Origin of the sequence: Treponema ruminis, from assembly GCF_014201975.1 — a bacterium.
GTDB lineage: Bacteria > Spirochaetota > Spirochaetia > Treponematales > Treponemataceae > Treponema_D > Treponema_D ruminis.
Map to the genome: position 1 here is coordinate 33,939 of NZ_JACHFQ010000005.1, position 17,478 is coordinate 51,416.

Genomic DNA, 17,478 nt, shown 5'->3' on the forward strand with positions numbered 1-17,478 from the left:
TTTGTGTTTAGTCTATGAAAATGATTAACCCCAGTCAGTTTTTTTTGACTGGGGTTATTTTTTTTACAGCTTGAAAAGCTCCCGGATATTTCGGTCAACCTGAACGCTCAGCTCGCTCATCATCATTCCGCGGGCCTGGGCTACGAAAGAGTAGCAGTGCTCAATCAGAACAGGTGTGTTAATCTGACCGCGGAAAGGAACCGGGGCAAGATATGGCGAATCCGTTTCCATTAAAAGACGATCGCCAGGTACAAAGCGGAGCAGCTCCTGCATTTCTTCCATTTTGGCTTTTTTGGTGTAGGTTACGCCACCGCCAAAGGCAATATGCCAGCCCAAGTCTAAGAATTTGCGGGCTTCTTTCTTTCCGTAAGAATAACAGTGAATGATTCCCTTGTGATAGCCCATGTTCTTTAAGCAGTCAAGGGTGTCATCAAAGGCATCGCGGCTGTGGACGATTACAGGAAGGTCCATTTTGCGGGCCAGGTCAATCTGCATCTGGAAAAGCTCTTTTTCACCCTCGTAAACGCTCTGGTCAAAGTCACTCTCGCAACGACCGTCAACTCCGCTCGGGTTCCAGTGATGGTCAAGGCCGCACTCACCGATTGCAACAAGATGAGATTTATCCATAAAGGTCTCGATTGAGTCTTCCAGTTTTTTCATGGACTCATTTCGATTTTTGATTTCGTCTACATCAGGCCAGATTCCCGCAGAATAATAAATCATCTCGCTTGCGGCATCCCGAAGCCCCGGTTGCATTTTGGCGAAAGTCTCCTGAAACTGAACGTGGCGGCGGAGCAAATCATCGCATTTCGTTCCGATATCAAGGCCGAAAAATGTATTTCTTTCGACGAGCTGGCTTAAAATCTCGACTCCATCCAGTCCGTCTTCAATTAAATGATGAAAATGAAAATGTGTATCGCTGAACATGGCTTCATTCTATCGGATTTACAAAATCTTTGCAAAGTTAATGAAAAAGGGGCAGAAAGCCACAGAAAAATGGGCTGAAATCTTGAAAAACAGGCCGATTTTGTGATATAATCTTTGAGTTATTTATGGAAACACAAATAACGATGCCAGGATGGTGGAATAGGTAGACACAAGGGACTTAAAATCCCTCGACAGCTAATACCGTCGTGCCGGTTCGATTCCGGTTCCTGGCACATTTTCCGCTTCAAAGACAAGCATGAAAAAACTTTTTGCTGCTTTTTTGATACTTATCAGTTTTTATACTCCGCTTTCATCTTTCGGCGATTTCGACAAGGCAATTGAAGATTCACAGGAAGAAAAAGAATCCTCAGGCGAAGAAAAAAAATCCAAATCATCATCTTCTTCTTCATTTCATGATGATGCCGAGACTTCCCTCGCAGAGTTTTTTATAGAAATTTTCGCCTACCTCTGGCTTTTCAATGCAGAGGCAAGATACTGTCCATATCCCTATTCTTCGCCAGGCTCAAAATACCTGGTTTACAATGACTTCATTTCCCTTGAAGCCGAAAATGCGGAGTCCTATAATTCCCCAAACAGATACTGGAGATTCTCGCTGGACACGTCCGCCTTCTGGCTCAAGGACCTTGCAATCGGCAACGAAACGAAATTCAACTGCATGTTTTACCCATTAATCGGAATATACGCAGAAAACGCAATTTTTTATGACCATGTAAGCGGTGACGGAAACATGGGAAACGTCCACCTCGGAATTAACCTGCCGGTATTTCAGTTCAACCCTCTGAGCTTATACTGCAAGCTGGGCTGGACAAAATGGTACAATGACGTTACGCCAATCCTCAAGGACAGTGCATTTTTCATGGGCTTTGAGTTTAAGTCCTACCCCTTCAAGCCCCTTGCCCTAAAATGGGACCTGGGCTGGCAGTTTTATGCAAATGATGTCTTTGTTTATGATTCAGACCTGCAGCTGGGAATAATGATTGACCGCTTTGAGATTTTTTCCGGCTGGAAGTATTTTGAAACAGGGACGGAAGATGTCGATTCCACTCACTGGCACGGAGTCAGCGGTGGAATCAGGATTCACTTTTAGTTCTATTTTACCTGGCTGAAGAGACCCGCCATTTCGTTGCGCCAGCTGCCCCTTTCAGCATCCCTGGCTTCCCATTCGATTGTCTTACGGATTGTAAAATGCTTTTGATCGTGGGGATTTGCAAAATGAAGCAGGGCAAATTTTCCCTGGCCGATATAGGCAATCTTTTCGTTCATGCCTGGCTTTTCACTTTCATTTAGTTTTGAAATAACACAGTCAAAATGAACAGGATTATCGCTTCCCTTGTTTGAGATTGCATTTGCCAGATCTTCGATGGCCTCACCGCAAATTTCACAGGTGACGACATGTTCTTTGAATGCTTTGATTGCGATTCTGCTTTCTTCGATTTCTTTCTGACTTACTGAATTTAAAAGACGGCGTCGTTCCTGCCTGCGCTCGTAAGCACCGCTTCCACGACTTTCATGATTCTTTTCGGCCCGCTCAGCCCTGTCATTAAAACGAGCTTCCTGTGATTTCTGGCGCTCATTTTTTTCGTTATTATTGTCGCGGTTGTTCCAGTTTCGGTTTCTTCCGCCACGTCGTCGGTCATTTCGACTCATGCCTTCTCCTCATTAACTGCTGCTCGCTGTCCTCAACAATTTTACGGCTCAAAACCTGCGCGATTCTTTGAACAGCGTAGTCTATGTAATCTGCATCGTGAATTTTTTTGCGCAGTTCCATAACGCGAGGTGAGAATGTTCCGTCTAATACGACTGATTTAGAAGAAGTCATACGAACTCCGTAAAAGCATTTGGAATATGATAAACAGGCGGCAGATTAGGCATGTCAATGACGATAACATCAAATCTGATTTTGCTGCTATTATATTCTCGATGTTTTACGAGAAAAAAATTAGCCGTTTTAATAATTTTTCTCTGTTTTCTAATATCAAGTTCGTGTGCAAGTGTTTCTGCATCGCCAGAGGGCAAGGCCTTAACTTCCACAAAAACCAGAACATCATCCTTTTGCGCTATTATATCAATTTCCCCGCTTCTTGTCCGAAAATTTCGCTCAATTATGCGATAAGATTCACTCAGCAAAAAAGCAGCTGCCTTATCTTCTCCGGAATTTCCTTTAGAACGGGTCGATTCCTTCAAAACTCCTCACTCCTAAGCCAAAAAGACTTTTTACAGTTCTTCGACTTCTTCCAGGTCTTCAAGCATGTAAAGTGAGTCGGAAGTGGGTTCCTTGCCGTCTGTGACAAGATGCCCGTAAGTCAGAAGATATTCAATATTCCAGCGCTGGATTGCATTTATATGATAATTTTTTAAAGCCTTTTCTTCGCCAAGGAACATATTCTCTCCATCATCAAAGAAAACTGGTGCGGAAAAGCGCATGCCAAGTTTGAGTTCCTTGCAGTCGATTTTAGTGAATTTTTTATCGGACATAATAAGCTCTCCTATAAAAAGCCGCTGGCCTTATTCTTTTATTATATATCTAAGAATTCGCTTCGTCTAGCTTTATTACAAAGGCAAAAATCGTTGCGATTGCAGAATAAGTTGACTCAGGGATGAATGAACCGACGCTCTGCAAAGAAAGGACATTGGCCATTTCAGCATTTTCAACCACGGGGACTTCATTTTCTTCCGCTATTTCGACCAGTCTCTGGGCAACAGAGCCTTTTGCCTTGGCGCTGATGTAGGGAGCCTCCGCCCATTCAGGATAACGGAGGGCGACGGCAGAAAAGATTTCTTCTTCCATATTACACGCTCCCATCTAAAAGCGATAATTTCTCATCGCTAGAACAAAAGCCACTGAGGGATGCAAAATCTTCCATCTCGACCGGTATTTTTTTATTGAACATCGATGAAAGAAGCTGGCAGAGCCGGGATTTTTTTGACTCCGAAAACTCTGAATCTGAAGCGAACTTCACTGAAGCGACTTCAGCATTTTTATAGTATAGCACGAAAACATGACTTTTCGAGGAATTATTCAAATCAATCACAACTTTTTCAAGCCTGGAAAGCTCTGAATCAAAAAGAAGGCGGATATGTCCAGAATAAGAGCGGAAATTCCATTCAAAGGGAAGCAAAATCCAGTGTCTGAGGGGCGGCTCTTTCCGGGCCCCTGAAAGAACAGTGTTAAAGGCCGTGAGTAAGCCCGCCCTGGAAGCAGAAGAAGCCTCATCAACCTGAGAAAAATATGACTTTACATTAGAAGCAGAAAATTTTGCGCCGCCAAAAACCTTTCCCTTTCCGCCATGATTTTCTTTCGCATCTTGATTTTTGTCTTTTTGCCGGTCTTTAGAAGAATCCGGATTGCGACCGATTACAGCCTGAACCCGCTCACTGCTTGATTTTATGCCCTTTTCTTCAAGGAGAAGGGCTATTTGACTTTTCTCTTCTTTGGACTCTGAATCTCCGGCTTCCTTGAGGGCCTTTTTAGCTGAGTCAGCGTCGATTTTAATCCCAATCTGCTGCATGAACTGTAGGATTTTAAAGCTTTCGGCATTTGGCTCAAATCCAAGCGAAGACAAAAAATTTGCAAGCTGGGGCGGGATTTCAGGAGAGGCGGTCTTTGAGTCTGCAATTCCGCCAAATTTCTGCAGGATTTCAGAAGAAGAGCTTTCCTTTACAAGCGCAAGCTGGACGCTGCCGTTTTTAATGCTGACTCTGGCCGAAAAGACGCTGCCTGCCTGCAAGGGGCTCTGGGATTTTACGTTGATTTTTTGACCTGCAAGAGAGACGGAATAGGAGCCGTCGGTGTTTCTTGCAAGCACCCGGCCGCTAACGACAGAACCGCTGTGCAAAACAGAAGCATTACGAAGATTTTGAGAAAGATCCCCCTGAATAACGGAAACGTTCTGTAAAACCATAATCAAAAAAAATCCCCGACACTAAAAGTACCGGGGAAATGTTAAGCGAAATTAAACTTAAGCTTTTGCTACTGAGTGCTCTGCAGCTTCCTCAGCCTTAACCTCAGCTTTGAGAGCAGCTTCTTTCTCTGCTGCAGCTTTAGAGAGGTCGCGAGACCACTTGAGGTACTCAACAGCTGGCTGACCGATAAGTTCCTTAACTTTAGCAGCCTTACCGATCTTGTCGCGTACGTAGTAGAGCTTAGAGCGGCGAACTTTGCCTGGGCGAACGATTTCTACGTTTACAACGCGTGGGCTGTAAACTGGGAAGATACGCTCAACACCAACGCCGTAAGAAATCTTGCGGACTGTGAAAGTCTTGCGAACGCCTTCGTTCTTGATACAGATAACGAGTCCTTCGAAAATCTGGATTCGTTTTGTTTTACCTTCGATAATCTCAAAGTGAACTTTTACAGTATCACCAACTCTGAAATTAAGAGAAGTCTCATCTTTCTGCTGTTCTTCAATAGTCTTGATAAGATCCATTGTTATTTTCTCCTGTTCTTGCGGACATGCTTTAGAGAAACTTGTTCCGCGATTTCCTCAATCATCTTTTCGGCTTCTGTAGTGAGCAAGCCCTGCATTCTTGCGCTGGCGATTAAATCAGGCCGGTTTGCAAGAGTTTTCTGGAGTCGCTTTTTCAGCCGCCACTTTCGGATAAGCTCATGGTTGCCCGAAGTAAGAACTTCCGGCACTGTCAGGTCCTTGTATACAGCCGGGTGCGTATACTGAGGATATTCCAAAAGTCCGTCAGAATAACTTTCTTCGTCAAGGCTTTCTGGAGTGATTACATTCTCGACCAATCTGTAGACTGAATCTACTATGACCGTTGCAGCAAGTTCTCCGCTTGACATGACATAATCCCCGATGGAGATTTCGTCATCGACATACAAATCGATTATTCTTTGGTCAATACCTTCGTATCTTCCACAGACCAATACGATTTCGTCCTTCTGACTAAGTTCCAGCGCTTTTTTCTGTGTAAAAGGCTTTCCTGAAGGTGTGACGTAAATCACATGCTTTTTGTAGGCCTTTACGCTGTCAAGCGCCCTGCCGAGTGGTTCCGCCATTAAAAGCTGCCCCGCTCCGCCCCCGTACGGCTTGTCATCACATGTCTTGTGTCTATCAAAGGCAAAATCCCTGATATTCACTAAATCGTAGGCAATAATTCCCTTTTCAACCGCCTTCGCCATGATTGAGGCTTCAAAAAAAGCGCGCGGAATCTCAGGAAATAAGGTCAGCACAGTAAATTTCATGGAATTACTCCAGAATCCAGAGGTGCATCAACTGGATTATCTTGTTTTTGACATCAACCTTACCTATGAACCGGTCTTTGAGCGGCACATAGACCGTGCGAACCTTTCCATTGGAATCGTATTTGATGCTGTCACTAAGACAATCACAATCCTCGGCCAGGTGAACTTCTAACAGGTTCCCAGAACCGCCTTCCATTACGTCTGTGATTGTACCCACCTTTATGGGTGCAGATTTAACTGCCAATCCGTCTTTACCCTCGTAAACGAGAGCACAATTTTTTAAGTCTTCAACATACCACTCGTTCTTGTTTAGAGGACAAGCGTTCTTGCGTGGCACGATAATTTCCCATTTGTTGAACTTTTGAGCCAGTTCAGGATTATCGATTCCGACAAGTTTCATGTACAAGTCACGGCCGCCGACTTCCGCGTATTCAACCGAAAAGGATTTTTGTTCCCCGGTCTTGCCGTTTCTTAAAGCTACTTCTTTCATTTTGGTGAAGTGCTCATATTCACCGGAAGTGCTTTCTACTTTAAATTCGCCCGAAATGCCGTGAGAGCCACGAACGAAGCCAACGATAAAAACGTCGTTTTGATTAGATTTTTCCACAGTTCAATTAGTCCAGTATGTCAAGGCTATAATGCTTGCCATCTCTACTGGCTGATGCACTCAATACTGTGCGCAACGCTTTAGCAATACGGCCGTATTTGCCGATAACCTTACCAATATCGCCTTGGGCTACACGAAGTTCCAAAACAGGGCCTCGCTCACCTTCAGTTTCATTCACCGAGACTGCACTGGGATCATCGACCAATGATTTTGCAATGTATTCAATCAGGTCTTTTTCCATTCCCCGTTACTCCCGTTAAATTATTTTTTGTTAAGGTTCTTTTTGCTGAAAAGCTTTTTGACTGTTTCTGTTGGCTGAGCACCAACGCTAATCCAATACTTTGCACGCTCTTCGTTAACAGTGAACTGGTTTTCTCCTTCCTGAGTTACAGGCTGGTAAGTACCAATTTCTTCGATTGTCGTGCCATCACGTGGTTTGCGTGAATCCTGTACGACGATTCGGTAGCAAGGACGTTTTGCTGCACCGAACTTCTTAAGTCTGATTTTGACCACAATATTCCTCCATAATAGAATTGTGAAATAATAATATATCTTTTTTGGAAAGAATAATCAATATATGGAGCCCTTTACGGAATGAAAAAAAAATTATTCCTTTTTCCTTTAAATAGAGTTAAAATTGTGTTATAATTCATTTTATCGCATATAGTAGGAGTCCTCAATCAGTTCAATGAAAAACTCAACACCATTTTGTGTAAAACGCTATAAGTCTCTTCTTTTTGCAGCTGCAATCGAACAAATTGTCGCAGTCTTAGTTGTTGCTTCCGATTCAATTATCAGCGGTCTTATTTTAAATGAAGCGGCCGTTGCGGCACTTACCGTTGTAAATCCAATTTTTCTTACGCTCACATTTCTCTCAATGGTAGTAACTTACGGAACAGAAATACTTTTTCCGTATGAAGTTGGAAAGATGAATCTCAAAAAAGCAAATGAATATTTCAGCCAGAGCTGTATTGTTTCTGTAATTTTGGGAGTCTTATTTTTTACGCTGGTTTCGCTTTTCAAGGATGTATTTTTTAGCTATATGAAAATAGACGGCGAAGTGCTTGAATATGCGGACACCTATCTTTCAATGGTCAAGTGGGCATATCTGATTGCACCTATTGCTGACACCATGGGTTCGATGATTTATGTTGACGGCGATGAATTAATCAGCACAATTTCGAACGCATACCTTATCATTGGCAATATCGGTGCATCGATCACTTTAACCTTCTTCTTGGGCATCAAAGGCGTGGCGATGGGAACGCTGATCGGATATATAGGAAGCAGTTTAATCAATTTCTGTCATTTCTTCCGAAAAAATTGTACGCTGCGTTTTGCATGGCATTTCAGTTTTAAGGATTTGCTTCATGTCTCAAAATTCAGTATCGTGGACTCGCTTGTTTTTGTTCTGACTGGCATTATTTCACTGTTCGTTCAAAAAATAATCCTCGAAAATTACGGAGAAACCTTTATTCCTGTTTTCTCTGTATTTATTACTGTAATAGAGCTTACCTTTGTTTTTGACTGCGTAGGTTCCGCAAACTCCCCTATTTTGAGCGTATTCCGTGGCGAAAACAATTCTAAAGGTCTAAAACAAATCTTCAATTCATCATTAAAGACAGCAATTGTGCTTGGTGCAATCTTAATGCTCATTGTTTTCTTTGCCGCACCATTGTTCCCTGTATTGTACGGAATTGAAACCCCAGAAGTTTATGAAATGGCTGTAAAAGCGATCCGAATCGGCTGTCCTTCAATGATTGCGCTCTCACTGCTTTTTGTAATCACTTCTTACTATCTGAGTATCGAGAAAATCGGGCTGAGCATTTTTATCACACTTTTAAAAGACTGCATTCCAACGCTTTTATGTATTTTAATTTTTTCTAAGTTCATGGGGCTTTCTGGAATCTGGTTTGGCTTTGCACTGGGACCATGGATTGCACTTGCAATTTCTATATTATTCGTTAAACTCGCATACAAAAATCAGGATTTTCCTTATCTGATTAAGAATCACGATGCAAATATTTTCAGCTGGAGCTTTTATATAGAAGACAGTGAAGTTGTAAAAGTCCGAGATGCGGCAGATAAAGTTTTAACCGAGCATAATATAAACCCAAAATCAAAAAACAAGATTCTTGTGCTTATCGAAGAAGCACTGATGCTCATAAAAGACAAAAACCCCGGCAAAAAGGTTTATGCTGAGTGCACCATAATGCTGGAGGACAAAATAAAGATCGTCTTCCGCGATGATGGAGAAATTTTTGACATGACTGATACCGACTGCGAGATTTCTTCGTTCCGAGGATTTTTTGTTTCAAGTCTTATGGAGCATTACTCTGACAAGGCAAATCTCACGACCACAAGCTATGACCGCAACGTGTTCCGAGAAACCATCATTCATACTTAATCAACAAAATTCTGCAGGTGCTTGTTGAATCTTTCTACAAACTTCTCAATCTGCTCTTTTGTGTACAGATTTTCTGCATATTCCACAAGACTAAAAAGCTTGCCGTCTTCTTCAAACATTTCGATTTCCAGGACTACAGGAGCTGGATGCGCAAGCTCAATCTCTTCTGGCTCAATTCCGCTATTCTTAAAATATGGGAAAATGTCAAAAACATGCTTCTGATAAATAATTTCTGCTGAATAAGAATCAAAATCTGGATCAGAATCAAAAAACAAATCTAAATATTCTGAGTAATAAATGCCTTTTTCAATTTGTGCGTTAATCTCTGCAATCAGCTTTTCTTTAGTATCAAGTTTTTCAAAATCCGCAAACACAGGGAGATTTTTTATAAAACAGCCTATGGAATCCGAATATTTTGCTTCCTTATGATTGTCATAAGTCCAGCTGAAACAGACTTTCTTTTCGCCTGTAATCTCGGATAAAGCAAGAAGCGCACAGGCAATGCTAAGAGCATTCCGTGACGTCGAAAATTTTTTTTCAGCTTTTTCAAGTTCGCTTGTTGTTACGCCTGTTTCAAAAACCGGACAACAAGATGTTCCAAAAGTCTTTGAATGGTCATAGCTGAGGATGTCGCACCATTTTTCATTTCTTTTTAGAGAATCATAATAATGACGCGCTTCTTTATATTCTGGAGAATTCTCGGTATCAGAAATGCTCTGTAAATATGAATAAAAATAGTCTTCTTCGAGTTCTTCACCGGAATATGCGGAAACGACCTGTGGGAAGAATATTCCAAGAGAATATCCGTCACCGATAGCATGGTGAATCTCAAAAAATAAATAAATGCTTTTTTCTGTCACAAAAACCTTAGGGCGGAAAAGCGTCTCTTCAAAAATCGCAAATGCTTTTCCTGGCTTTTGCCTGAGCTCTTCAAGTTCCTCTTCCGTAAGATTTACAAGCTCCGTCTTTTTTGTAAGTTCCGGGTGATATGAAATAAAGAACTCGTCTTCATTGTTTTTTGAGAATACAGAAGAGAAAACAGGATGGGAAGCAACGACCTTGTCCGCGGCAGCCCTTAGTTTTTCTGAATTATATTTTTCCCCGAAATCACAGATGAAAAACTCATTGTAAACACTGCGCTCATCAGATTTGGAAAGTTCTTCTTCAAGCATAAATTTCTGCGCTGTCGTAACTTTATATGTCTTTTTACGACATTCAGATTCGAATTGTTTTAAATTCTGGCAGTCTTTTCGGAATCGGACAGATTCGGCAATTTTCTCAACGGTTCTTCCGCGATATATGTCTGAAGTCGAAAGCACAATTCCATGATTTTCAAGCTCCATAATCAGTTCAAGTGCACCAAGCGACGATCCTCCGAGCTTAAAAAAATCATCATGACTTCCTATATTTCGCTCCCCAAGTTCAAGAACTTTTTTGAAAGCATTGCAGACAATCGATTCTGTTTCAGTCTCAGAGTTTTTATATTCTTCTGTCTCAAAAGTGATTTCCATATTTTTTAATGCAAGCTTATCGATTTTGCCGTTTTGATTTACTGGCATACTTTCAAGCTGCACAAAAACCTGTGGAATCATGTATGGTGGCAGAGTTTTTGAAAGTTCTTTTTGCAGCAAACCTGTGCTGATTTTTTTATCCGAAACCACAAATGCCGCAAGAAAATCACCGCTGTTCTTTTTTTTAAGGATAACCTTTGCCTTTTCTATGCCGGAAATATTCAGCAAGGCCTTTTCTATTTCGGGGAGTTCCACACGCTGGCCGTTAAATTTTACCATTTCATCGGCTCTTCCACAGATTATAATCTCACCGTTTTCTGTCCAATATGCCAAATCACCTGTTTTGTAAACTTTTTTGCCGTTAAGACTTATAAGATTTCTGGAAGTTTCTTCCGGGAGATTGAGATAACTTCTGAAAGTGATCGGACCTGACATAACAAGCTCGCCTTTTTGATTTACACCAAGTTCTTTTCCATCTTCGTCGAGAATATATGCCTTACAGAAAAATGGAGAACCATTAGAAAATACTTCTGTATCTTTTGAAACGATTTTGTATACGGCAATCGCATCTAATTCCGTTGCCCCGTATCCGTAAACAATTCTCAGCTGAGGCTGCTTTTCAAACATTTTTTTTGCGTCATCAAATAAAAGCGGCTCCCCACCAGTTCCAAGATGCATTACATATTTGAGCTGTTCTCCAGAAGCATAAGCAAAGTACAATTTGAAAAACGACGGGATTCCGATTATGGTATTCACTTTATACTGGTACATTTGCTCCGAGAACTTTTTCAAATCTTTTAGATCGCCTTCAAGAGATAAATGCAAACCTAGTCCTGAATATACAGCTCCAAAAAGTCCTGTATAAAACAAAACAAAGGTAATAGGGGCTATATCATCAATGACAAGAGTTCCTGGTATCAATGTCTCAAGAAAAGTTTCCCGGCTTCCTTCGGTAAAGACAGAGCGATGCTCAATCAGAACGCCCTTTGGATTTCCTGTTGAACCTGAGGTATAAAGACACATTGCAAGATTTGTTGAAGTGACCTGAATACGATACTGACTAAGATTTTCTTTTTCTGCCAGTGAAAGAAGTTCTTCCACTGTAACAATTTTATATGAAGCATCTTCAAGATCACATTTTTCCTGTCTGATTTTTTCGCTTGTAATCAGAAGGGGGCTTTTGGAATCCTTCATGCTGTATTTGATTCTTTCGGCCGGAATTTCTGGAGTTTGCGGAATAAAAGCTGCCCCAGTCTTTAAAATTCCAAAAATAACGGCCGGAACATAAAAAGAGCGGTTCAATACAAAAAGAACGAGGCTTTCCTTTGTAATCTGCGGGCAGATTTTATGCAAAGCCGCTGCAATTTTATCCGACTGCTCATCGAGCATTTTATACGAATAGATTTTATCGTCACAAATTATGGCAGTGCTTTCGGGTTTTGTTCTGGCATATTCAGAAAGTTTATCCTGCACTGAAACAAAATTTTTATCTGGATTAAAATTTTCAATTTCTTCTCTGGTCATTGTCTTATGCCTCTGATTCATTTTTTAAATATTCAAGAATTACATTCAGTCCTTTTTCTATGTCCCTGTGGTTTAAAAGAAGATTTATCCTGAAGCAGAATCGTTTGCTGGTGTCAAAATCCTGCATTATACCAGGGAAGACAAAATATCCTGATTTTTTCATTAAATCCTTCATGGAATTAACAAAAACTTCATCATCAATAGGCCAGTCCAGAAAAATCATCGCATAATGCCCCGCAATTTCCGAAGAAACATGAGCAAAATTATATTTCTGGATAACTTCTCTGACAATTTTAAGATTTTTCTGATAATAATCCTTGTAAAAAGCCAGACAGTCGTCAAAATTCTTTGTGATAAAATGAGAAGCTCCCTGCTGGCAGGAATAGTTAAGAGAACCACCGTAGTAATCCTGAATATCATCGATTTCATCATAGAATTTTTGATGCACTACGGTTGCTGAAAATTTTATTCCCTGCAGCCCCAGCGTTTTATGAGGACTGTAAATATAAATAAGATTTTCCTGCATACCAAATTTGCGGGCAAGCTCCATTCCGTTCATGCATAAAGATTCATCAAAAATAACGACTTTTCCGGCATCCAAAATCTTTTGAATTTCTTTTATCACATGATCTTTAAAATAGATACTCATAGAATTGATTGGAGAAGTAAACCAAAAGGCTTGGCACCCCGAATCTAAAAGTCTTTGGGCATCAAATTTTTCATTAATGTCTTCCTCATAATCATCAAAAATAGTGTACGGAACCTTAAAATCTTTGCAGCACACTTCAACTGTAAAATATGCCGGGCGAATAATACCGACACTCATATTTTGTCTCGAAAGAAATGCAATTACTGATGAGATTGCAATGGTACTTTGTGTCAGTGGATCAATTCTTAATTTTTGGCAATCAGCTTCGGAAAAACCAAATTTTAATGCAATCGGCTTTTCCGTGCCATCGGGTAAATAATAGTGATAATCAAAAAGATCCTGCGCTGTATCATATTTTAGGATTCTGCGTACTCCAGACTGATATTCGCTTCCTGTATTCCAGTATGACAAATTAACAGGCCGAGTCTCCAAAGGAAAAGATTCCTGGGAATCTTGCAGAGCCATTTCAATTTCATAATCAGTCATAGATTTCCTCGTAGTTTTTATATGTGTAATTTTTTATTTGCCTTAATCCGTCAGTTTTGTTGTAAAAAGCAATGGACGGAAAATTTATTCCGTTAAAATAATTTTGTTGTGCAAAAGAATAAGACCCCATATCACCAAAGACAATTTTGTCTCCGGGCTTTAAAGGCTCTTCAAATTCGTATGTGCCGAAAAGGTCCCCGGAAAGGCAGCTGTTCCCGGCAAGAATATAAGAATATTTTGACAAATGATGGCTTTCACAAGTTTGAGGGAAAACCACTGGCAGCTTGTAATAATTCTTGAGCACGTCCAGCGCATGACAGGAAATTGAAGTGTCCAGAATGGCAATATCCTTTTTGTTATGAACGATATCCAGAACAGTCGTGATCAAAAATCCGGCATCCATCACCAGATATTCACATGGCTCAATATAGGTTTTTAAATGATATTTATTTTGCAGGATATCAAGATTTTTTTGGAAAAAAGAAAAATCGAAATCATCTTCGGTTAAAGCCTGACCACCGCCAAGATTTATCCAAGAAATATCATGAAAATACGGCGAAAATTTTTCGATTGTTGCAGAAAGCAGGCTGTTGAAATCTTTGCCAGAGCTTCCGCAAAGGGCATGGACATGAAAACCTGAAATCTTATTCATGATTTTTGAGTCGATTTCATCCATGTCAGTTTTTTTGACACCGAACCGTGAAAATGGCGCGCAGGGATTATAAACATCTTCTTTTACGGCAGAAATTTCCGGGTTCAGCCGAAGACCAAATTCATTTTTTGAAGTGGCAAGCTGGCTAAAAATTTCTGCCTGACCAGGTGAGTTTAAGACAATATGATCGCAGACAGAAAGAATTTCCTGGGCATCTTCAGCCTTGTATGCAGGCGTGTGAATATGATTTTCCTTCCCCAGATGTGAACCAAGTTTTGCTTCAAAAAGGCCGGAGGCAGAAGTTCCACAGATGAATGGCGAGATATAAGGAAATGCCTTTACCAGCGGGAAGCCCTTCATCGCCATTAAAAGAGAAAGATTTACCTTGTCCGTCTGCGCTTTCACTTGCTGAAAGTTTTGAGAAAGCCTGTCTGTGTCAATTAAATAACAAGGCGTTTTAATTGAAGCAAAGTCTAAGTTTGTCATCTCAACAAGTTTGTTCCTACATTACTTTATACAGCTGCCGTATTGCCTGCTCATTCGGAATTACGATACTGCGAAGAAGTTTATCCATAATTATTGGCGCAAGCTGCATTGCCTTTTCGGCACCAGAACCACAGACAAGTGCTACATTGAACGCATAAAGAAGACCGATTTTCTGATAATATTCTTTGAGCTTTTCTGGATCCGAAATGCCTGTGTATTTTGAAAAGAACATATTTCCGGCCTTGAGGATTTCATCGGCTGGCATACCAACAGAAGTTTCGATAGTACCTTTATTATCTGACGACGGTGCGGAAATCATATCACGATAAATAGAAACTAAATCACAGATTGCAGGCCCGACAGTTACTTCTGGCATATCGATAAGAAGAAGCTCTCCGTCCTGCAGCATAATGTTTCCAGGATGAAGGTCATTGTGGGTGACAGTATCAGTTTCTGGAATTTCATCGATAATACTGTGACAGAGCGCAATTTCTTCAGGAGTACACCACTTACTGAGGTTATCAGCAAAACGATGGTAAACGTCCTGAACCCTGGAGAATTTTCCGGCTGGAACATGAGTTGAATGAAGCGTCTTTGCAAGCGCAACATACTTGTCTACATATTCCTCGAATTTTTCTGGCTGATTGTGCATTGCATGTCCAAGAGTGTCACTTTTGAGCATCTCAAAAACAAGGCCGAAGCAATCACCACATTTTACGACATCATAAGCAATGACAGAAGGGATTCCATTTACAAAGGCGGTTTGTGCATAATCCCGCTCGCGCTGAATCTGCTCGAAGCTCATCCAGGGTTTGTAGACTTTTACAATCGTGTCCTCGTCTATTCGGTAAATTGTTCCGTTTCCGCCTTGACCAATAACAGGGCGGTTTTCAATATCAATCTTGCGAAGTGCTTTCTGAACATCCAGCATTTCCGTAAAACCCGTAGTCTCAAATATTTCGTAAACTTCAGGCTTCACGTTCTGAACGCAGATTTTTTCACTTCTTGTCTTCTGCAATTTAAGCAATATACGAAGACCAGCCGAAGAAATGTAATCCAGATTTCCGGCATCAAGGACAAGTTTATTCTCTCCGCTTTTGCCTGCAAGTTCTAATAATTCCTGTTCTGTAGCGGGTGCATTCGAGCTGTCAATTCGGCCTTCGAGAAAAATTGTATAAATTCCATTTTCTGTATTTACTTTCGACACATAATCTCCTATTTTACCAGCTCGCGTTCAAGCGCACTGACCGTAAAGAATTTTGGATCAACATCTTTGTCGTAAACAACATCCTTAATCTCATACACGGTTTTATGCTTTGTCTGAACATTTGTCATTGTCATTTTCTTTGTAGTCCAGTACCCGCTTATCTGAGAAATATCCTCACAAACAAGTTCTTTCTGAAGATTATTTTTGCGGTCATAGAATTCGCCCTTATATGTGACATAGTTGTCTTTTCCAATCCAATAAACCCGCTTGCTTACCTTTGCCTTTGCGTCTTTGGCCATATATTCCAAAATCCAGCAGGCCACACCATTCACGCTTTCCTCGCCAAGCACTTTTACACTGTCTTTTGCAAGGCTTCGCTTTCCGAGATCATCATAAGTAAAATCAGTTCCCTGAAAATCATCATCCTTGTTTGAGCCGGAAACACGACGAACCTTTTTCATCGCAGGAAGATAGAGCCAGCTGTCGCTGTCAACGGCAGTTCCGTCAGCTTTATCCGGGTATTCAAAAGAAAGATAACTGACTCCGGCCACATCTTTCGGAGTTTTGAAGACCAGAACGCTTTTGTCTGTTGTTCCTTCTTCCATTGCATAGGAAGCGATTTCCCTTGCACGAGTTTTTCCGCTCTTGTCTATGAGCGTGATGACCGCCGTAAACGAACTTGTTTTTCCATCCGGCAAATCGTGTACTTTGCGGGCAATTTCATCTGCATTCTGTGCAAAAGAAGCAGTTCCTGCAACAAACAAACCAACAAACGCAATAGTTTTTAGAATTTTCATAATATCCTCCTTTAGAATGTATGCGTCCAACTAAGTGCGAAACGGTAGAAATACCATTCACATCCTATTTTTTTCATAAAAAGCTCATCCTCTTTTTCTTCGGGCTGAGTTTCAAAATTCCTGCGAGTAGAGAAAGCAAACAAACAGAAAAGCTCATCTTTTTCGGTTAAGTCAAATTGCAAAACAGGAGCAATTGTGTGTGTTACAAAATTACCGCAATATTTTTTATTGAATTGACCGTAATCACTGCCATCAAAATGCCCCTCTGCTGTATACATAAGGCCGGCTATCGAAAGAACGAGCGGCATCTGGTAGCCCAGAAGTCCGTTAACCTCATATTGTGCACCAGGGGCTTTGTTTTTGGTACATTGCCATTCAAAAATATCGTGTCTATCTATTCCTGCAATTCCAGAATACAAAGCCTTAAACGAAGCAAGCATTAAAACATGATTCCAGTCACCGGGAATAAGCTCGCCTGTATCAAACATAAGACTTGCTTCTCCCCAGAATTCATAATATGGATGACTGAATGTTGAAAGTGTCTCGTATTTCTTTTTTTCTTTATCAAGTTTACAAAGGCCTTCAAAGTCGGAAAAATTCCAGCCCAGGCCAACGGTTCCGCCTGCTTTTACGGTAAAAAACGGCAAAGGCTGGAATCCAACGCTAAACTGAGGGCAGACAGAAACAGGCGAAAGCTCACAACCGCCTGATAAAACTACATTTGCATCAGAAAGAAGCCAGTGTTCGCCAAGAGGCGTGTCAATCTGATATTCCGCCGTAAAGGTCGTGCAGAACTCTATGCTGTCGAATGCGCTTTGTTATCGGTGCAAAATGCGTTTCCCTACGGCCAGCCTTAAAGTCTGACTGCGGGTAATATGCCGCATCCGTAGTTATAGACAAAGTAAGCGGAGATTTTTTTTCTTCTTCCTGTGCATGAATCGCTATTAGGGAATATGAGAAAATAACGGCAAACAAAAACTTAATTTTTGTATTTTTCATTTGAAGCC

Annotated in this window: 20 protein-coding genes, 1 tRNA gene and 1 pseudogene; 3 read left to right on the forward strand and 19 right to left on the reverse strand. The window is 41.0% G+C overall.

Translation table 11 applies throughout. The annotated features are described in order from the left end of the window. Positions 1 to 63: 63 nt before the first annotated feature. Complete coding sequence (locus HNP76_RS08045; protein ID WP_184659312.1) at positions 64 to 927, reverse strand: TatD family hydrolase; 864 nt, start codon at positions 925 to 927, stop codon at positions 64 to 66. A 145-nt stretch (positions 928 to 1,072) separates the two neighbouring features. On the opposite strand from HNP76_RS08045, the gene HNP76_RS08050 reads away from it, so the two are divergent. Together HNP76_RS08050 and HNP76_RS08055 are read left to right on the forward strand one after the other, a co-directional pair. Continuing rightward, positions 1,073 to 1,160: transfer RNA gene (locus tag HNP76_RS08050), tRNA-Leu, on the forward strand. Between the two features lie 23 nt (positions 1,161 to 1,183). Then, entirely contained in the window at positions 1,184 to 2,035 is an 852-nt protein-coding gene (locus HNP76_RS08055; protein ID WP_184659314.1) for a hypothetical protein, read from the forward strand. Between the two features lie 2 nt (positions 2,036 to 2,037). Here the strand turns inward: HNP76_RS08055 and HNP76_RS08060 are convergent, their stop codons facing one another. The 11 genes and pseudogenes from HNP76_RS08060 to rpsP form a co-directional block, all read right to left on the reverse strand. Beyond that, positions 2,038 to 2,595, reverse strand: coding sequence for a hypothetical protein (locus HNP76_RS08060; protein WP_184659316.1), 558 nt, complete (start codon positions 2,593 to 2,595; stop codon positions 2,038 to 2,040). Further along, positions 2,582 to 2,767 carry a hypothetical protein gene (locus HNP76_RS08065; RefSeq protein WP_184659318.1) on the reverse strand — a complete coding sequence of 62 codons (186 nt, stop codon included), beginning with the start codon at positions 2,765 to 2,767 and terminating at the stop codon, positions 2,582 to 2,584. The genes HNP76_RS08060 and HNP76_RS08065 overlap by 14 nt, the downstream gene beginning before the upstream one ends. Further along, positions 2,764 to 3,132: a YraN family protein gene (locus HNP76_RS08070; RefSeq protein WP_184659320.1), complete on the reverse strand. Its 369-nt coding sequence runs from the start codon at positions 3,130 to 3,132 to the stop codon at positions 2,764 to 2,766. Before HNP76_RS08070 ends, HNP76_RS08065 begins: the two co-directional genes overlap by 4 nt. Before the next feature lie 30 nt (positions 3,133 to 3,162). Then, the gene (locus HNP76_RS08075) at positions 3,163 to 3,423 is read right to left on the reverse strand and encodes a phosphohydrolase (protein WP_184659322.1); all 261 of its coding nucleotides are present in this window, start codon (positions 3,421 to 3,423) and stop codon (positions 3,163 to 3,165) included. 49 nt (positions 3,424 to 3,472) lie between these two features. Further along, positions 3,473 to 3,736: an EscU/YscU/HrcU family type III secretion system export apparatus switch protein gene (locus tag HNP76_RS08080; RefSeq protein ID WP_221301068.1), complete on the reverse strand. Its 264-nt coding sequence runs from the start codon at positions 3,734 to 3,736 to the stop codon at positions 3,473 to 3,475. A 1-nt stretch (position 3,737) separates the two neighbouring features. Then, positions 3,738 to 4,850 carry a TP0910 N-terminal domain-containing protein gene (locus HNP76_RS08085; RefSeq protein ID WP_503473706.1) on the reverse strand — a complete coding sequence of 371 codons (1,113 nt, stop codon included), beginning with the start codon at positions 4,848 to 4,850 and terminating at the stop codon, positions 3,738 to 3,740. Positions 4,851 to 5,036: 186 nt separating this feature from the next. Continuing rightward, a pseudogene (gene rplS / locus HNP76_RS08090) lies at positions 5,037 to 5,375 on the reverse strand (50S ribosomal protein L19); the annotation flags it as partial. Positions 5,376 to 5,377: 2 nt separating this feature from the next. Continuing rightward, positions 5,378 to 6,145 (reverse strand): tRNA (guanosine(37)-N1)-methyltransferase TrmD, encoded by a 768-nt coding sequence (trmD, locus tag HNP76_RS08095; protein WP_184659328.1) that lies wholly within the window; start codon positions 6,143 to 6,145, stop codon positions 5,378 to 5,380. A gap of 4 nt (positions 6,146 to 6,149) precedes the next feature. Further along, positions 6,150 to 6,752 carry a ribosome maturation factor RimM gene (rimM, locus tag HNP76_RS08100; RefSeq protein WP_184659330.1) on the reverse strand — a complete coding sequence of 201 codons (603 nt, stop codon included), beginning with the start codon at positions 6,750 to 6,752 and terminating at the stop codon, positions 6,150 to 6,152. A gap of 7 nt (positions 6,753 to 6,759) precedes the next feature. Continuing rightward, positions 6,760 to 6,993 carry a KH domain-containing protein gene (locus HNP76_RS08105; protein ID WP_184659332.1) on the reverse strand — a complete coding sequence of 78 codons (234 nt, stop codon included), beginning with the start codon at positions 6,991 to 6,993 and terminating at the stop codon, positions 6,760 to 6,762. A 20-nt stretch (positions 6,994 to 7,013) separates the two neighbouring features. Beyond that, on the reverse strand, positions 7,014 to 7,265 hold the full coding sequence (gene rpsP, locus HNP76_RS08110) for a 30S ribosomal protein S16 (protein WP_306790369.1): 252 nt from the start codon (positions 7,263 to 7,265) through the stop codon (positions 7,014 to 7,016). Between the two features lie 175 nt (positions 7,266 to 7,440). Between rpsP and HNP76_RS08115 the strand changes: the two genes are divergently transcribed. Next, complete coding sequence (locus HNP76_RS08115; protein ID WP_184659334.1) at positions 7,441 to 9,159, forward strand: MATE family efflux transporter; 1,719 nt, start codon at positions 7,441 to 7,443, stop codon at positions 9,157 to 9,159. On the opposite strand, the gene HNP76_RS08120 is transcribed toward HNP76_RS08115, so the two are convergent. From HNP76_RS08120 to HNP76_RS08150, 7 genes are all read right to left on the reverse strand, one after another. After that, positions 9,156 to 12,215: an AMP-binding protein gene (locus HNP76_RS08120; RefSeq protein WP_184659336.1), complete on the reverse strand. Its 3,060-nt coding sequence runs from the start codon at positions 12,213 to 12,215 to the stop codon at positions 9,156 to 9,158. The genes HNP76_RS08115 and HNP76_RS08120 overlap by 4 nt on opposite strands. Next, positions 12,199 to 13,329, reverse strand: coding sequence for an aminotransferase class I/II-fold pyridoxal phosphate-dependent enzyme (locus tag HNP76_RS08125; protein ID WP_184659338.1), 1,131 nt, complete (start codon positions 13,327 to 13,329; stop codon positions 12,199 to 12,201). The genes HNP76_RS08120 and HNP76_RS08125 overlap by 17 nt, the downstream gene beginning before the upstream one ends. Then, positions 13,322 to 14,386, reverse strand: a complete 1,065-nt coding sequence (locus HNP76_RS08130) for a type III PLP-dependent enzyme domain-containing protein (protein ID WP_184659340.1) — start codon at positions 14,384 to 14,386, stop codon at positions 13,322 to 13,324. Before HNP76_RS08130 ends, HNP76_RS08125 begins: the two co-directional genes overlap by 8 nt. 97 nt (positions 14,387 to 14,483) lie before the next feature. After that, the gene (locus tag HNP76_RS08135; RefSeq protein ID WP_184659342.1) at positions 14,484 to 15,674 is read right to left on the reverse strand and encodes an anti-sigma factor antagonist; all 1,191 of its coding nucleotides are present in this window, start codon (positions 15,672 to 15,674) and stop codon (positions 14,484 to 14,486) included. Positions 15,675 to 15,682: 8 nt separating this feature from the next. Then, complete coding sequence (locus HNP76_RS08140; RefSeq protein WP_184659344.1) at positions 15,683 to 16,471, reverse strand: outer membrane lipoprotein-sorting protein; 789 nt, start codon at positions 16,469 to 16,471, stop codon at positions 15,683 to 15,685. 11 nt (positions 16,472 to 16,482) lie between these two features. Further along, positions 16,483 to 16,959, reverse strand: a complete 477-nt coding sequence (locus tag HNP76_RS08145; RefSeq protein WP_184659346.1) for a hypothetical protein — start codon at positions 16,957 to 16,959, stop codon at positions 16,483 to 16,485. A gap of 271 nt (positions 16,960 to 17,230) precedes the next feature. After that, positions 17,231 to 17,470 carry a hypothetical protein gene (locus HNP76_RS08150; RefSeq protein ID WP_184659348.1) on the reverse strand — a complete coding sequence of 80 codons (240 nt, stop codon included), beginning with the start codon at positions 17,468 to 17,470 and terminating at the stop codon, positions 17,231 to 17,233. Positions 17,471 to 17,478: the final 8 nt, after the last annotated feature.

Bases quoted from the DNA above. Each gene is read 5' to 3' on its own strand.
- HNP76_RS08045 (WP_184659312.1), bottom strand. From the start codon at position 927: ATGTTCAGCGATACACATTTTCATTTTCATCATTTAATTGAAGACGGA.
- HNP76_RS08055 (WP_184659314.1), top strand. From the start codon at position 1,184: ATGAAAAAACTTTTTGCTGCTTTTTTGATACTTATCAGTTTTTATACT.
- HNP76_RS08060 (WP_184659316.1), bottom strand. From the start codon at position 2,595: ATGAGTCGAAATGACCGACGACGTGGCGGAAGAAACCGAAACTGGAAC.
- HNP76_RS08065 (WP_184659318.1), bottom strand. From the start codon at position 2,767: ATGACTTCTTCTAAATCAGTCGTATTAGACGGAACATTCTCACCTCGC.
- HNP76_RS08075 (WP_184659322.1), bottom strand. From the start codon at position 3,423: ATGTCCGATAAAAAATTCACTAAAATCGACTGCAAGGAACTCAAACTT.
- HNP76_RS08080 (WP_221301068.1), bottom strand. From the start codon at position 3,736: ATGGAAGAAGAAATCTTTTCTGCCGTCGCCCTCCGTTATCCTGAATGG.
- HNP76_RS08085 (WP_503473706.1), bottom strand. From the start codon at position 4,850: ATGGTTTTACAGAACGTTTCCGTTATTCAGGGGGATCTTTCTCAAAAT.
- trmD (WP_184659328.1), bottom strand. From the start codon at position 6,145: ATGAAATTTACTGTGCTGACCTTATTTCCTGAGATTCCGCGCGCTTTT.
- HNP76_RS08105 (WP_184659332.1), bottom strand. From the start codon at position 6,993: ATGGAAAAAGACCTGATTGAATACATTGCAAAATCATTGGTCGATGAT.
- HNP76_RS08115 (WP_184659334.1), top strand. From the start codon at position 7,441: ATGAAAAACTCAACACCATTTTGTGTAAAACGCTATAAGTCTCTTCTT.
- HNP76_RS08120 (WP_184659336.1), bottom strand. From the start codon at position 12,215: ATGAATCAGAGGCATAAGACAATGACCAGAGAAGAAATTGAAAATTTT.
- HNP76_RS08125 (WP_184659338.1), bottom strand. From the start codon at position 13,329: ATGACTGATTATGAAATTGAAATGGCTCTGCAAGATTCCCAGGAATCT.
- HNP76_RS08140 (WP_184659344.1), bottom strand. From the start codon at position 16,471: ATGAAAATTCTAAAAACTATTGCGTTTGTTGGTTTGTTTGTTGCAGGA.
- HNP76_RS08145 (WP_184659346.1), bottom strand. From the start codon at position 16,959: ATGTTTGATACAGGCGAGCTTATTCCCGGTGACTGGAATCATGTTTTA.
- HNP76_RS08150 (WP_184659348.1), bottom strand. From the start codon at position 17,470: ATGAAAAATACAAAAATTAAGTTTTTGTTTGCCGTTATTTTCTCATAT.